Here is a 14,528-nt window from a genome sequence, read left to right on the forward strand (position 1 = left end):
TGGTCATGGATCGGAGATGGGTCACCCAGAACGCGAAAAGCGGCCGTTGGCCGCTTTTCGATCAATCACTTATGAAGATTACTTCATGCGATAGGTGATTCGACCCTTGGTGAGGTCGTAGGGGGTCATTTCGACCTTCACCTTGTCGCCGGTCAGGATGCGGATGTAGTTCTTGCGCATGCGGCCGGAGATGTGGGCGATGATTTCGTGCCCGTTCTCCAGCTTGACCCGGAACATGGTGTTGGGCAGCGTTTCGGCAACGGTGCCCTCGAATTCAATGGAATCGTCTTTCGACATGTAAGCCTATGCTGTGCCGCGAAGGATGGCGGGTGCCATGAAGCCGGGCATTGTACGCCAGATGGTCCTCCGGTGCAAAAATTCCGTTATGCGACCACGGGTTGCGACAGCGAGGCGGCAGGCAGCACGCCGAACCGCTGCGTCCAGTTCCCCTCGACCGAAGGCAGGTCCACGAGCCCGGCGACCTGGTGGAGGAAGGCCTCGCGGGGCATCAGGCGACCGCCGAGGGAATGCAGGTGGCCGTTCTCGACCTGCGCATCGATCAGCGGCCATCCCCACTCGGACAGTCGCCTCGCCAGGGCTGCCAGTGCCACTTTGGAGCCGCCGGATCGGCCACTGAACATGCTTTCGCCGAAGAACATCCGGCCGATGGCGACGCCGTAGATGCCGCCCGCCAGCGTGTCGCCTTCGAACACTTCGATCGAATGGGCGTGTCCCTGCCGATGCAGGTCGATGTACGCCTGGCGCATGCCGGAGGTGATCCACGTGCTGTGTTGGCCGGGTCGCGGCGCTTGCGCGCAGGCGGTGATCACCTGCTCGAAGCAGGTGTCCGCGCTCGCCTGCCAATGGCTGTCCTTCAACTGGCGGCGGAAGCGCGAGGACAGGCGCACGCCGTCAGTGCGGAACACCATGCGCGGATCCGGCGACCACCACAGCGGCGGCTGGCCGGAGGAGAACCACGGGAAGATGCCGTGCCGGTAGGCGTTGAGCAGGCGGGGCAGCGAAAGGTCGCCACCGATCGCGAGCAGGCCATCGGGATCGCGCATGGCGGTGCCGGCGGGCGGGAAGGGCGCGTGGGGGTCGGGGGACAGGACGAACGGCCGGTGGCGCATGCCTCGATTGTACGGGCGCTATCCCGGCGCGGCTCAGTCGACGCCGTCGCGAAGCTTGAACGGTGTGTGGGCCTGCAGGGTGTGGGCATAGCGGCGTACGGCCACGGCTTCCTCGCCGCACCAGCGCGCCAGGGCCTGCGAGAACTCCGGATGGGCGATCCAGTGCCGCGAATGCACGAAAGTGGGCAGGAACCCGCGCGCGATCTTGTGCTCGCCTTGCGCGCCCGGTTCGAAGACGGAGAGGCCTTCCCGCAGGCAGTAGTCTATCCCCTGGTAGTAGCAGGTCTCGAAATGCAGTCCGGGGATGCTGGCTAGCGCGCCCCAGTAGCGTCCGTACAGCGTGTCGCCACCGCGCAGGCACAGGGCGCCCGCGATGGTGCGGCCGCCGTGGTCGGCGAGGAACATCACCAGCTTGCGCGGCATGGCGGTCGCGAGATGCCGCAGAAAGGCGAGGGTCAGCGCCGGCGAGTTGCCGTAATCGTGGAACGTCTGCAGGTAGAAGCCGAACATGGCCTGCAGGTCCGCGTCGCTGGCCTCGTCACCGTGCACGGTGCGGACGGTCACGCCGGCGCGCTGCACCTTGGCGCGCTCCTGGCGGATGTTCTTGCGGGGCTTGCGCTCGACGTCGGCGAGAAAGCCCTCGAAGTCCTGCCAGTGGCCGGGATTCCGCCAGTGATACTGCACGTCGATGCGGGGCAGCCATGACGCCGGGAACCCGGCGTCCTCGGCGGCCGTCGGGAAATTGATGTGGGCCGACGACAGGTCGAGCCGGCGGACTTCGTCCTGGATCGCCGTCAGCAGGTGCAGGCGTGCGGAGTCATCGCGCGCGAGCAGGCGGGGGCCGGTGACCGGCGAATAAGGTACGCCCCCCAGCCACTTCGGGTAGTACTCCAGACCGTGCTGCGCATAGGCGTGCGCCCAGGCGTGGTCGAACACGAACTCGCCGTGCGAGTTGTCCTTCAGGTAGCCGGGTGCGGCCGCGACCAGCCGCTCTCCCTCCCAAAGCGTCGCGTGGTGCGGCGTCCATCCCCAGTCCTCGCGCAGGCAGCCATGGGCTTCCAGGCCGTGCAGGAAGGCGTGGGATACGAATGGATTGGTCCCGTCGTGCAGCGCCTCCCATTCAGAGGCTGGGACCTCGGTCAGCGATGAAAGGAAGCGGATGTCGGTCATCGGCGAGGGGGCTACGGACGCAGGTCCAGCACGTCGATGGTCGGCGGATTGAACAAGCGCAAGGGCAAACCCACTTCGCCGGTCCCGACCGTGGTGTAGACGCGCACGCGCCCTCGCGGCGTCGCTAGGAACTGCTCGCCGCGGTCGAAGCCGTACCGGCTCGGGATCACATGCCGGTAAAGCCAGGGGATGCGGATCTGGCCACCGTGCGTGTGACCTGCCAGTACCAAGGTGGCCAGGTCGGGGCCGAGGTCGATCGCGCTGTCGGGGTTGTGGCTGAGGACGAACGTGGGGATGGGCGAAGACGACACCGACAGGAAGGCCGGATCGTCCTTGTTCGCCCAACGGTCGCCGAGTCCGGCCAGGCGGAAACCACCGAGCCGCACCGTTTTCCCTTCGATCACCTCGACGCGGTGGGTTGCCAGCGCGGCGCGAAGCTCCGCGTCGATGTCCGGACCAGGGGCCTGCTGGTCATGATTGCCCAGCACCGCATAGGCCGGCAGGCGGAGTCCGCCGAGCGGCGCGAACATGGCGTCCAGCGACTGACCATCGGGCTCGTAGGTGAAGTCGCCCGCGATCACCACGGCGTCGGCCTGCAGCGTGTTGATCCGGTCCACCATGCGCTGCAGGTAGGTACTGTCCTTGTAGACCCCCAGGTGGAGGTCGCTGACCAACACCAGACGCGCATGCGCGCCGGTACCCGTGAGTACGGTCTCCTGCACATGGATGCGTTGCGGTTCGACGAAGCGCGCCCAGGCGAACAATAGGCAGGCTGCGAGCAACAGCGCGACGAGCCATCGGCCGCGCCGCTCACGCAGCCGCCAGAGAAGCCAGGCGATGAACGGCCAGACCAGCCAGCTGCCGTAGAACAGGCATTGCTTGATCAGCAGCTTGTCCACGCGGGCAGCGACAGGGCAGGGATCAGCCGTCCTTGTCCAGGAAGCGCTCGGCATCCAGCGCCGCCATGCAGCCGAAGCCGGCGGAGGTGATGGCCTGGCGGTAGTGCTGGTCGGTGACGTCGCCGGCGGCGAACACGCCGGGGATGGTGGTGGCGGTGGCGTTGCCTTCGATGCCGGAACGGATCTTCAGGTAACCGTTGCTCATGTCCAGCTGGCCCTCGAACAGGCCGGTGTTCGGCGTATGGCCGATGGCCACGAAGAAGCCGTGCACGTCGATGTCCCGGGTGCTGCCGTCCTGCACCGACTTCACCCGGATGCCGGTGACACCGGCGTCGTTGCCCAGCACCTCGTCGACGGTGTGGTGCCACACCGGCTCGATCTTGCCGGCCTGGATCTTGGCGAACAGCTTGTCCTGCATGATCTTCTCGGCCCGCAGCGTGTCGCGCCGGTGCACCAGGTAGACCTTGCGGGCGATGTTGGACAGGTACAGCGCTTCTTCCACGGCGGTATTGCCGCCGCCGATCACGGCCACGTCCTGGTCGCGATAGAAGAAGCCGTCGCAGGTGGCGCAGGCCGATACGCCGCGGCCTTTGAAGGCTTCTTCGGACGGCAGGCCCAGATACTTGGCGGTGGCGCCGGTCGCGATGATCAGCGCGTCGGCGGTGTATTCGCCGCTGTCGCCGATCAGCTTGAACGGGCGCTGGGAAAGGTCTGCGGTGTGCACATGGTCGAAGATCACTTCGGTCTCGAAGCGCTCGGCATGCGCCTGCATGCGCGCCATCAGGTCCGGGCCCATCAGCCCGTGCGCGTCGCCGGGCCAGTTGTCCACTTCCGTGGTGGTCATCAGCTGGCCACCCTGCTGCAGACCGGTGACCACGACAGGCTTGAGGTTGGCGCGGGCGGCGTAGACGGCCGCAGTCCAGCCGGCGGGGCCGGAGCCCAGGATCAACAGGCGGCAGTGCTTCGAAGTGCTCATGTATACTCGCGAAAAGGGGGTGATCGGGCAGGCAACGACACCTTGGCGCATCGTCCGCAGGCACATAGAGTGGCGGTGCGTATCCGGCGAATCAAGGCGCGCAGATGGAAAGCGGTGATGCAGGCCGGACCCCGGACGGATCGAATCAAGACGCTGCGCGAACGCGCGGCGTTTTTGCTATGAGGTCTTCGACGCAGACCGGCCCTGGCCGGAATGGCCTGCTGTTGTAGCGCAGACGATTCGTTTACTATCAATCACTAACAGAAATTTCCTAAGGTCTGGTCCAAAGGTGGCGAAGCAGCTCCCGGACAACGGCAAATCCAAGGGTGGCAATGCGGCCGCGCGCAAGCAGGCGTCGCCGCCGAATCCGCGACGGCAGCGCCTGTGGCGCGACCTCGCGCTGATCGCCATCGCGCCTCTGCTGCTGTATCTGCTGGCCAGCCTCTTCACCTTTTCGCCGCAGGACCAGAGTTGGTCGCAGTCTGGCAGCCTGACCGCGCCGGTGCACAACATGGGCGGGCTGGCGGGCGCTTACCTGTCGGCCCTACTGCTGTCGCTGTTCGGCTATGTGGCGTTCGTGCTGCCTTTCATCCTGGGCGCCATCGCGTGGATCGCCCTGTTCGGCCTGGATACCGATGGCGATGGACAGGCGGATCTGGGTCCGGCCTTGCGGTTGATCGGCATGGTGGCCTTCCTCATCTCGTCGACGGGCCTGCTGTTCATGCGCGGCGTGCCCGCCGAGGCGCTCACCGACGGCGCCGGCGGCATTCTCGGCACGCTGGTGGGCAAGTCGCTGCTGAAACTGTTCGGCGGGCTGGGCGGCAACCTGTTCCTGCTGGTTCTGTTCCTGACCTCGGTGACGCTGGCCACCGGCCTGTCGTGGTTCGCGGTGATGGAGCGCATCGGCAAGTACGTGCTGATGCTGCCCGACCTGTTCCGTCGTGGCAGCCAGCAGGCGAACGAGTGGCAGCAGACCCGGGCGATGCGCGAAGAGCGCGAAGTCGTCCGCAAGACCGATGCCGTGCAGCGCGCCAGGCGCGAGCCGGTGAAGATCGAGCCGCCTGCGCCTGCCGTGGTCGAGAAAAGCGAACGTGCCAAGCGCGAGCAGCAGATCCCGCTGTTCCATGGCACGGGTGGCGACGAATCCGGCCTGCCGCCGCTGTCGCTGCTTGACGATCCCAAGCCGCAGACCAAGGGCTATTCGGAAGAGACCCTGGAAACCCTGTCGCGGCAGATCGAGTTCAAGCTCAAGGATTTCCGCATCGACGTGCAGGTGGTCGGTGCCTACCCGGGCCCGGTCATCACGCGCTTCGAGATGGAGCCGGCGCCGGGCGTGAAGGTCAGCCAGATCAGCTCGCTGGACAAGGACATCGCCCGCGGCCTGTCGGTGAAGTCGGTGCGCGTGGTCGACGTGATCCCTGGCAAGTCGGTGATCGGCCTGGAGATTCCCAACACCAGCCGCGAGATGATCTTCCTCTCCGAGCTGCTGCGCTCGAAGGAGTACGACAAGTCAGGCAGTCCGCTGACGCTGGCGTTGGGCAAGGACATCGCCGGCCGACCGACCGTGGCCGACCTGGCGCGCATGCCGCACCTGCTGGTCGCCGGCACCACCGGTTCGGGCAAGTCGGTGGCGGTCAACGCGATGGTGCTGAGCCTGTTGTACAAGGCGTCGCCGAAAGATCTGCGCATGCTGATGATCGACCCGAAGATGCTGGAACTCAGCGTCTACCAGGGCATCCCGCACCTGCTGGCGCCGGTGGTCACCGATATGAAGGAGGCCGCCAACGGCCTGCGCTGGTGTGTGGCGGAGATGGAGCGCCGCTACAAGCTGATGAGCGCGGTGGGCGTGCGCAACCTGGCCGGCTTCAACAAGAAGGTCAAGGACGCGATGGATGCGGGCCAGCCGTTGATGGACCCGCTGTTCAAGCCCAATCCGGACCTGGCCGAAGCGCCGCGTCCGCTGGAGCCGATGCCGTTCATCGTCATCTTCATCGACGAATTCGCCGACATGATGATGATCGTCGGCAAGAAGGTCGAAGAACTCATCGCCCGCCTGGCACAGAAGGCGCGTGCGGCCGGCATCCATCTGATCCTGGCCACGCAGCGTCCGTCGGTGGACGTCATCACCGGCCTGATCAAGGCCAATATCCCCACGCGCATCGCCTTCCAGGTCAGCTCGAAGATCGACTCGCGCACCATCCTGGACCAGTCCGGCGCGGAAACCCTGCTCGGCCACGGCGACATGCTGTACCTGCCGCCGGGCACGGCCATGCCCGAGCGCATCCACGGCGCCTTCGTCAGCGACGAGGAAGTGCACCGCGTGGTGGAACACCTCAAGGCCAGCGGCACCGCCGATTACATCGAAGGCGTGCTGGAAGAGATCCAGACCATGGGCGATGGCACCGTCGTCGGGCCGACCGGTCTGCCGGAGTCCGGCGGCGGTGGCGGCGACGAATCCGATCCGCTGTACGACGAGGCGGTGAAGATCGTCACCGAGAGCCGCCGTGCCTCGATTTCCGGCGTGCAGCGCCGCCTGAAGATCGGCTACAACCGCGCGGCCCGTCTGATCGAAGCCATGGAAGCCGCCGGCGTGGTGACACCGCCCGAGCACAACGGCGATCGCCAAGTGCTCGCGCCGCCGCCGCCGCGCTGATTCTGGTCAAGGGGGCTTGGTGTGGGAGCGACGTCAGTCGCGATCGACTTCCCGCGCCCGCTGATCGCGACTGAGGTCTCTTCCAAAGGGACCGCTCACCCGCCCACCCCCCGTTCAGTTTCGTCCGGCCACACTCCGCCCAACGTCTTTCACTCCGGAACGCACCATGCTCCGCACCGCTCGTTATGCCGTCCTCGCCACTGCCTTGTTCGCCACCAGCGCCTTTGCGGGCGCGCGTGACGAACTCAAGACCTTCACCACCGGCCTGAAGGGGCTGGATGGCCAGTTCACGCAGAAGGTCTACGACGGTGGCGGCAAGTTGAAGGAGACCTCGAACGGCCGCGTCGCGCTTTCGGCGCCGCGCCTGTTCCGTTGGGAATACAACAAGCCGTACGAGCAGCTCATCGTCGCCGACGGCAAGCAGGTGTGGGTCTACGATCCGGACCTGCAGCAGGCCACCGTGCGCGAGCAGGGCATCGAGGAAGAGAACAGTCCGCTGGCTGCACTGATCGATCCCGGCAAGCTGGACAAGCAGTTCAACGTCGCCGAGACCGCAGGGCAGGGTGGCGTGCAATGGCTGACGCTGACGCCGAAGCAGGAAGGCGATGCCAGCTTCCAGACCGCGCGCCTCGCGTTCACGGGCGGGCAGTTGGTGAAGATGGAGGTGAAGGATGCCGTGGGACAGCGCACCGAGATCAGTTTTGCCGGCTGGAAGCGCAATCCGTCGTTCGCCGCCGGTACCTTCAAGTACGCGCCTGGCAAGGGCGTTGACGTCGTCGGCGGTCCCTGACGTCGCCGTCGCGTGCAGGCCTCGCCGCACGCGACGCTACAATGACGCGTGGCCAGGACACGCACCCCTCTCGAACCGCAGACCGACCTGCTGAGCACGGACAACGACGCGCTGCGGCCGTTGGCCGAGCGCATGCGGCCGCGCACGCTCGACGACATGGTCGGGCAACGGCGCCTGCTGGCACCGGGCAGCGCGTTGCGGCGTGCGGTGGAATCCGGTCACGTGCATTCGATGATCCTGTGGGGGCCGCCCGGTTGCGGCAAGACCACCTTGTCGCTGCTGCTGGCGCGCTACGCCGATGCCGAGTTCAAGGCGATATCGGCGGTGCTGTCGGGCCTGCCCGAGGTGCGGCAGGTGCTGGCGGAGGCCGCGCAGCGGTTCGCCGGCGGTCGCCGCACGGTGCTGTTCGTCGACGAAGTGCACCGCTTCAACAAGGCGCAGCAGGATGCGTTCCTGCCGCACATCGAACGCGGCACCATCATCTTCGTCGGTGCCACCACGGAAAACCCTTCCTTCGAACTGAACTCCGCGCTGCTGTCGCGCTGCCGTGTGCACGTGATGGAAGCGGTGTCGCCGGAGGACATCCGCCACGCGCTGCGCCTCTCCCTGGCCGATGCAGAGCGTGGGCTCGGCGATCTGGCGCTGGAGGTTGATGACGCGGCGCTGCTGGAAATCTCCACGGCGGCCGACGGCGACGTCCGCCGCGGGCTGACGCTGCTGGAAATCGCGGCGGAACTGGCCGCCGATGAGGGCGGGAAGATCACGCCGCAGACGCTGGCGCAGGTGCTCGCCGATCGCACGCGCCGCTTCGACAAGGGCGGCGAGCAGTTCTACGACCAGATATCGGCGCTGCACAAGTCGGTGCGCAGTTCCAATCCCGATGGCGCGGTCTACTGGCTGGCGCGCATGCTGGACGGTGGCTGCGATCCGGCCTACCTGGCGCGGCGGATGACGCGGATGGCGGTGGAGGACATCGGCCTGGCCGATCCCCGCGCGCTGCAGATGGCGATCGATGCATGGGACACGTACGAGAGACTCGGCAGTCCCGAGGGTGACCTGGCGCTGGCGCAACTGGTGATCTACCTGGCCAGTACCGCGAAATCCAACGCAGGCTACAAGGCGTTCAACGCCGCCAAGGCCGACGTGCGCGAGTACGGTACCCAGGACGTGCCGATGCACCTGCGCAATGCGCCGACCAAGCTGATGAAGTCGCTCGGCTACGGCACCGGCTACCAGTACGACCACGACGCGGAAGGCGGCATCGCGCTGGGCCAGACCGCGTTTCCGGATGCCATGGGCGAGCGTGTGTACTACGCGCCGGTCGAACGCGGGCTGGAAATCAAGCTGAAGGAAAAGCTCGATCGCCTGCGCGCCTCACGCCAGCAGGCACGCGACGCCGTTCGCGACGACTGAACCTTTTCGACAGGACACGACGATGCCGGTGCAAGCAGCCGTGTGGTGGCAACAACTGGCGCTGGTGATGGCCGGCGGCGCGCTGGGGGCGGCGATGCGCTTCTGGCTGGGCGGCATGCTGCTGCGGCAGCTCGGCAGCGGATTCCCGTGGGGCACGTTCGCGGTGAACATGATCGGATCGTTTGCCGCGGGCTTTCTTGCGATCTGGCTGGAAGCACGCGGTCCGTCGGCGCTCTACTGGCGCGCGTTCCTTATGGTCGGCGTGCTGGGCGCGCTGACCACGTATTCCGCGCTGATGGTCGAATGCCTGGTGTTCGCGCGATCCGACCGGCAGGGCAGTGCGCTCGGCTATCTCGCCGTCACGCTGGTGATGGGGCTACTACTGGTGTGGCTGGGTGCGCGTGTCGCCGGCGCGGTCCGCGCGCCCACCTGGTAGGCGTACAACGGCCTGCCACCGCGTGGCCGGCCAGGGTGTCTTCCTGTATGACAGTCCCCGGTACCGTGCGGACGAGCGGTCTGCGCCGGAACAAAAATTTAACCTTGCACCGGGTTGGGGCTAACGATTGCCATGCAACCGTGACCCGCGTCGCTTTTTAGGAGCTTCCCCTGGGCTCCGGAGCGGCCACAAGGAGACTCCACATGTGCATTCGCAAGACACTGATCGCATCGGCGGTACTGCTGGCGCTCGGCACGACGGGACAGGCATTCGCGCAACAGACCAACACCGAGAACGGCCGGGGAGACGACATCCTGGTCAACCTCGCGGCGGACATGAGCAACAACAGCACCAACACCGACAATTCCGACGACAGCGACAACTCGGACAATTCCGACAGTTCGGACAACAGCGACAACCGTTCCTACGACGGTGACAACCGCGACAACCGCGGACGCGCCAATGCGGAGGGCTACGGCTCCACCGCGGCGAACAATGGCAGCACCGCGACCTCGACGTTCTCCAACTCGTTCAACCAGAGCAAGGCCGTGGCCGAAACGAAGCTGATCGGCGCCGTTTCGGGCGTGACGGTGCACGACATCGGCAACGTCGCCAAGAACTGGGGCGATGCGAACGGTGGCGACGGCGGCAAGGGCGGCGCGGGCTATGGCGGCAAGGGCTATGGCGGCAACGCCGCGGGCGGTACCGGCAACGGTGGCGATGGCGGCGACGGCGGCAATGGCGGCAATGGCGGCAGCGGTGGCAATGCCAACAATGGCAGCGCCACGGCGGGCGACTCGTCGAACGGCAGCGCCACCATCGGCGACGCCACCGCAGGCAACGGCGGACGGGGCGGCAATGCCGACGACACACGCGGCGCGAATGGCGGCGATGCCGGCGGCTGGGGTGGCGACGGCGATGCGACGGCCGGCAACGGTCGTGGCCGCGGCGGCGATGCCGGTGGCTGGGGCGGTGACGGCGGCGGCGCGACCGGCGCCTCCGGTGGCGATGCGGGCAGTTCGAGCGGCGATACGGGTTCCATCGCTGGCGCGTCCGGTGGTGACGCCGGTGCGGGCAGCGGCAACGTGCGCGAGCGCGGCGCCGGTGACGGCACCAGTGGCGACGGCACCGCGACCGGCGGCGCAGGCACCTCCGGTGCTGCAACCGCCACGGGCGGCGCCAGCACCGCGACCGCCGGCACGGGCACGTCGGGTGATGCGACCGGCACCGGCGGCGACGGCATGGGGACTGGCGGAGCCGGCTCCGGCACGGGCGGCGACGCGACCGCCAGCGGTGGCGCAGGCACCGGCACCGGCGGCGCAGGCGGCACGCTGACCGCGACCGCCGGCGACGGCGGCGACGGTGGCGATGCCAGCAATGGCGATGCCAGCAACGGTAGCGCATCCTCCACCGCCAGCAACGGCGATGCCACGGCCGGCAACGGCGCCAGTGGCGCGGTCGGTGCGACCGGCGGTGCCGGCGGCGTCGGCAACGGCGGCGATGGCATGGGTGGCGACGGCAACGGCGGCGTCGGCAACGGCGCGACCGGTGGCGCCGGTGGTGCAGGCGGTTCCGTCGCGGTCGATGCGGGCGCGTTCGACATGTCCAACAACATGACGAGCGTCGGCCAGTCGGCGGCCGGCATCATGGTCGCCGCGCAGAACAGCGGCATGGCCTCGCTGATCCAGCAGGGCATCACCGTCCAGGCCAACCTGACCGTCGGCCCGTAAGCGCTCCGCCGATGTCCCGGCCACCTTGGCCGGGACATCCCGCGTGGGCAACGGTGTCCTGCCAGTGCAGGACACCGCGGGGTCGCGCGGCGGACGCATGGCAAGGGAGCAATGACCATGCATACGCACCACCAGATCTGGCTGCGCGTCGCGGCCGGCGGGTGTTTCTTCGTCGCCGTCGGCGCGTGGGCCACGGACGAGGGAGCACCTCGCATCGCCACCGTGCCCGTATCCGACGTCGCGAATGGGGGCGCGGAACTGCCGGACATCGCCATCAGCGAACTCGGGCGGGCAGTCGCCATCGAGCGCCTTTCCGTCCTGCGCGGTGGCGACAGCCACGTGGTGGACAATCTGATCGACGTCGATGGTTCCGTGGATGGCAACACGGCGCACCACATCGTCAGCGGTTCCAACAGCATCGCCGACGGCGCCTTCAGCAACGCCAGCGGGATCAACACGGTTATCCAGAACACCGGCAGCAACGTGCTGATCCAGAACGCGATGATCGTGACGGTCGACTTTGCCGGCGGTCCGCAATGAAACGCAGCGTGCGGCGCGGGCGCTGGCTGGCGCACCTCGCACTGGCCTGCGCGTTCACCACGCTGGGCGGGGCCTCGGCCGCGACCAGCGACCTGCGCGTGCCCGGTGGCGCTTACAGCGTCCGCCTGACCAGCCTGAAGGAAGCGCGCTTCAAGACCACGCTGCCGCAACAGTACGACTTCAGCTGCGGCTCGGCGGCGACCGCGACGCTGCTGACGCACCAGTACGGGCATCCCGTCACCGAGGTGGACGTATTCGTGCAGATGTACAACAACGGCGACCAGGCGCGCATCCGCAAGGAAGGTTTCTCGCTGCTGGACATGCGTCGCTACCTGCGTTCGAAAGGATACGAAGCCGATGGCTTCGAACTGCCGCTGGACAAGCTGCAGCAGGAGAACGTGCCGGCGATCGTGCTGCTCAACGATCGCGGCTACCGGCACTTCGTGGTGGTGAAGGGGCTGCGGGATGGACGCGTGCTGCTCGGCGACCCCGCGCGTGGCACGCGCGCGATGCCGCGCTCGCGCTTCGAGGCGTTGTGGGACAACCGCGTGATGTTCGTGGTGCACAACCAGCGGGAGCGCGCCCGCTTCAACCAGGCCAGCGACTGGAAGACCGCACCTCCGGCGCCGCTCGACATGGGAATCCAGCGCGATGGCCTGCGCAACATCACCGTGCCGCGGCGCGGTCCGGGAGACATCTGACATGCATGCCAATCGACATCCGATGGGGCGCGCCATCCTGCTGGCCGTCATCCTGCTGGCGCCTGCCGGTGCACGCGGGCAGGGCGGCGACCTCGGCAGCGAATGGCAGCCGGTGGATCCCGGCCGGCTGGCGAACATGCGCGGCGGCTTCCAGATGCCGTCGGGCATGATGCTCTCGTTCGGCATCGAGCGCGTGGTGCTGGTCAACGGCGAACTGACGGCGCGCATCGCGGTCCAGATTCCCGATGTGGCGCGCATCACGCCGGAACAGGCGCAGGCCCTGGCCGACTTCAACCGCGGCCTCGTCGTGCAGATCGGCGACGGCAATCGCTTCGATCCCGCGCAGGTCGCCGGCGGCCTGGTCATCCAGAACACGCTCGATGATCAGGACATCCGCACGCTCACCCGCATCGACGTCGGCGTCGACACGCTGGGTGCCTACCAGAACCTCAACGCCAGCGGCGCGCTGACCGATGCGCTGGTCCGCGCACCCGGCGGTCCATGACGCACGCGTCGCGAACCTCGCACACGACAAGGGGAAGGACATGAAAGGGACGTCTCTGATGGACGTGGCACCGCTGGCACTGGCGGTCGGGCTGGGCGTGCATGCGGGGCAGGCGACCGCGCAGGAAGTGGCCGCACCCGCGACACCGCCCCCGCCGATCCCGACGCAGCCTTACGAGATCACCGCCGATGCGCGGCTGGACGCCCTGCAACGGCAGCTCAACGAGCAGACCCAGCGCCTGCAGCAGATGCGTGAGCTGATGCAGGCACAGGAGCAACAGATCTTCGGTCTGCAGAATGCGTTGAACGAGGAGATCCTCGCCAACGCGCGCGCACGTGGCGCGCCTGCGCCGGTGATCGTGCCATCGCTGAACCAAGCCCCGACGTTCCGCGATACCCCGGCGGGCGCGCCGGGCTACATTGTCGTCGGTCCGCAGCCGGCACCGGAACGTGCGGCGCCCGCAGAGGGAGCCGCTGCCGTCCATGACGCCACGCAGGTCGCGCAGGCCGGGGCGCCTCGCGGCACCCCATCTACGTCGAGCGCGCAGGCGCAATCACCGGCCGCGTCCGGCAGCGACGCGCAGACTCCGCAACGGGTAGGGCAGGCGCCGGAGAGTGACTCGCGGCCGCCGGAAGTGGCGCAGATCTTCGACCAGCCCGGCGTGCTGACGCCGAAGGGCAAGCTGGTGCTGGAACCGGCCATCCAGTACGGCTATTCGGCGAACGACCGCGTCGCGCTGGTCGGCTACACCATCATTCCGGCCATCCTGATCGGGCTGATCGATGTGCGGCAGGTGAAGACCACCACCGCGGTCGCCACGCTGACCGGGCGCTACGGCGTCAGCCGGCGCATGGAACTGGAAGCCAAGCTGCCCTATGTCTACATCCACAGCGATACCGTCAGTCGCGAGATCTTCACCGGTTCAGCGCAGGACCGCGTGTTCAATGCGCGCGGCAGCGGCATGGGCGACGTGGAGGTCACCGGGCGCTACCAGCTCAATCGTGGCGGCGCCGACAAGCCGTTCTACATCGCGTGGCTGCGCTACAAGAGCCGCACCGGGCGCGATCTGTTCGACGTCACCACCGATTGCGTGACCCGCTGCGTCGCCAATACCACCGGCACCGGCCTGCCGTTGGACCTGCCCACCGGCAGTGGCTTCAATGCGCTGCAACCCGGCATCACCTGGCTGTATCCCTCAGATCCAGTGGTGTTCTTCGGCAGCCTCAGCTATCTGCACAACTTCAAGCGCAGCGATGTGTCGCGGCGCGTGCTGGGCGGGCAGACCGAGTTCCTGGGCGACATCAAGGCCGGCGACATCCTCGGCTTCAACCTGGGCATGGGCCTGGCGCTCAACGAGAAGGCCGCCATCAGCATCGGCTACGACCAGAGCATCGTCGACAAGACCGAGCAGGACGGTGAAGAGGTCGCAGGCGCCGTACGCACGACCCTGGGCACGCTGTTGCTGGGCGGGACGTACCGCTTCAGCGACCGCATGTCGTTGAACGTCGCGCTCGGCGTGGGCGTCACCCGCGATACGCCGGACGTGACCTTCACCGCGCGCCTGCCGATCAACTTCTGACCTGTC

At 67.4% G+C, this 14,528-nt stretch carries 14 protein-coding genes; 9 read left to right on the forward strand and 5 right to left on the reverse strand.

Going from position 1 to position 14,528, the window contains the following annotated elements; translation table 11 throughout:
• Positions 1-78: 78 nt before the first annotated feature.
• The 5 genes from infA to trxB all read right to left on the reverse strand — a co-directional run bounded on the left by infA (position 79) and on the right by trxB (position 4,175).
• The gene (gene infA / locus ASD77_RS14455) at positions 79-297 is read right to left on the reverse strand and encodes a translation initiation factor IF-1 (protein WP_055943174.1); all 219 of its coding nucleotides are present in this window, start codon (positions 295-297) and stop codon (positions 79-81) included.
• Positions 298-383: 86 nt separating this feature from the next.
• On the reverse strand, positions 384-1,130 hold the full coding sequence (aat, locus tag ASD77_RS14460; RefSeq protein WP_055943178.1) for a leucyl/phenylalanyl-tRNA--protein transferase: 747 nt from the start codon (positions 1,128-1,130) through the stop codon (positions 384-386).
• 33 nt (positions 1,131-1,163) lie between these two features.
• Entirely contained in the window at positions 1,164-2,300 is a 1,137-nt protein-coding gene (locus ASD77_RS14465) for a GNAT family N-acetyltransferase (RefSeq protein WP_055943181.1), read from the reverse strand.
• A gap of 11 nt (positions 2,301-2,311) precedes the next feature.
• Positions 2,312-3,199 (reverse strand): metallophosphoesterase, encoded by an 888-nt coding sequence (locus tag ASD77_RS14470; RefSeq protein WP_055943184.1) that lies wholly within the window; start codon positions 3,197-3,199, stop codon positions 2,312-2,314.
• A gap of 22 nt (positions 3,200-3,221) precedes the next feature.
• Positions 3,222-4,175, reverse strand: coding sequence for a thioredoxin-disulfide reductase (gene trxB, locus ASD77_RS14475; protein ID WP_055943188.1), 954 nt, complete (start codon positions 4,173-4,175; stop codon positions 3,222-3,224).
• A 289-nt stretch (positions 4,176-4,464) separates the two neighbouring features.
• On the opposite strand from trxB, the gene ASD77_RS14480 reads away from it, so the two are divergent.
• The 9 genes from ASD77_RS14480 (at position 4,465) to ASD77_RS14520 (ending at position 14,522) form a co-directional block, all read left to right on the forward strand.
• Positions 4,465-6,828: a DNA translocase FtsK gene (locus tag ASD77_RS14480; RefSeq protein ID WP_055943191.1), complete on the forward strand. Its 2,364-nt coding sequence runs from the start codon at positions 4,465-4,467 to the stop codon at positions 6,826-6,828.
• Positions 6,829-6,994: 166 nt separating this feature from the next.
• Positions 6,995-7,618, forward strand: coding sequence for an outer membrane lipoprotein chaperone LolA (gene lolA / locus ASD77_RS14485; protein ID WP_055943194.1), 624 nt, complete (start codon positions 6,995-6,997; stop codon positions 7,616-7,618).
• 48 nt (positions 7,619-7,666) lie between these two features.
• Positions 7,667-9,031, forward strand: a complete 1,365-nt coding sequence (locus ASD77_RS14490) for a replication-associated recombination protein A (protein WP_055943197.1) — start codon at positions 7,667-7,669, stop codon at positions 9,029-9,031.
• Positions 9,032-9,059: 28 nt separating this feature from the next.
• A complete protein-coding gene (gene crcB / locus ASD77_RS14495) occupies positions 9,060-9,467 on the forward strand; it encodes a fluoride efflux transporter CrcB (protein ID WP_055943536.1) in 408 nt (135 codons plus the stop codon).
• A gap of 203 nt (positions 9,468-9,670) precedes the next feature.
• Positions 9,671-11,197 (forward strand): hypothetical protein, encoded by a 1,527-nt coding sequence (locus ASD77_RS14500; protein ID WP_200947403.1) that lies wholly within the window; start codon positions 9,671-9,673, stop codon positions 11,195-11,197.
• A gap of 117 nt (positions 11,198-11,314) precedes the next feature.
• Positions 11,315-11,737, forward strand: coding sequence for a hypothetical protein (locus ASD77_RS18520; protein ID WP_235578544.1), 423 nt, complete (start codon positions 11,315-11,317; stop codon positions 11,735-11,737).
• On the forward strand, positions 11,734-12,438 hold the full coding sequence (locus tag ASD77_RS14510) for a C39 family peptidase (RefSeq protein ID WP_055943200.1): 705 nt from the start codon (positions 11,734-11,736) through the stop codon (positions 12,436-12,438). Before ASD77_RS18520 ends, ASD77_RS14510 begins: the two co-directional genes overlap by 4 nt.
• A 1-nt stretch (position 12,439) precedes the next feature.
• Complete coding sequence (locus ASD77_RS14515) at positions 12,440-12,943, forward strand: hypothetical protein (protein WP_055943204.1); 504 nt, start codon at positions 12,440-12,442, stop codon at positions 12,941-12,943.
• 40 nt (positions 12,944-12,983) lie between these two features.
• Positions 12,984-14,522 (forward strand): transporter, encoded by a 1,539-nt coding sequence (locus ASD77_RS14520; RefSeq protein ID WP_235578545.1) that lies wholly within the window; start codon positions 12,984-12,986, stop codon positions 14,520-14,522.
• Positions 14,523-14,528 lie beyond the last annotated feature (6 nt).

Source organism: Pseudoxanthomonas sp. Root65 (assembly GCF_001427635.1).
Taxonomy (GTDB): Bacteria; Pseudomonadota; Gammaproteobacteria; order Xanthomonadales; family Xanthomonadaceae; genus Pseudoxanthomonas_A.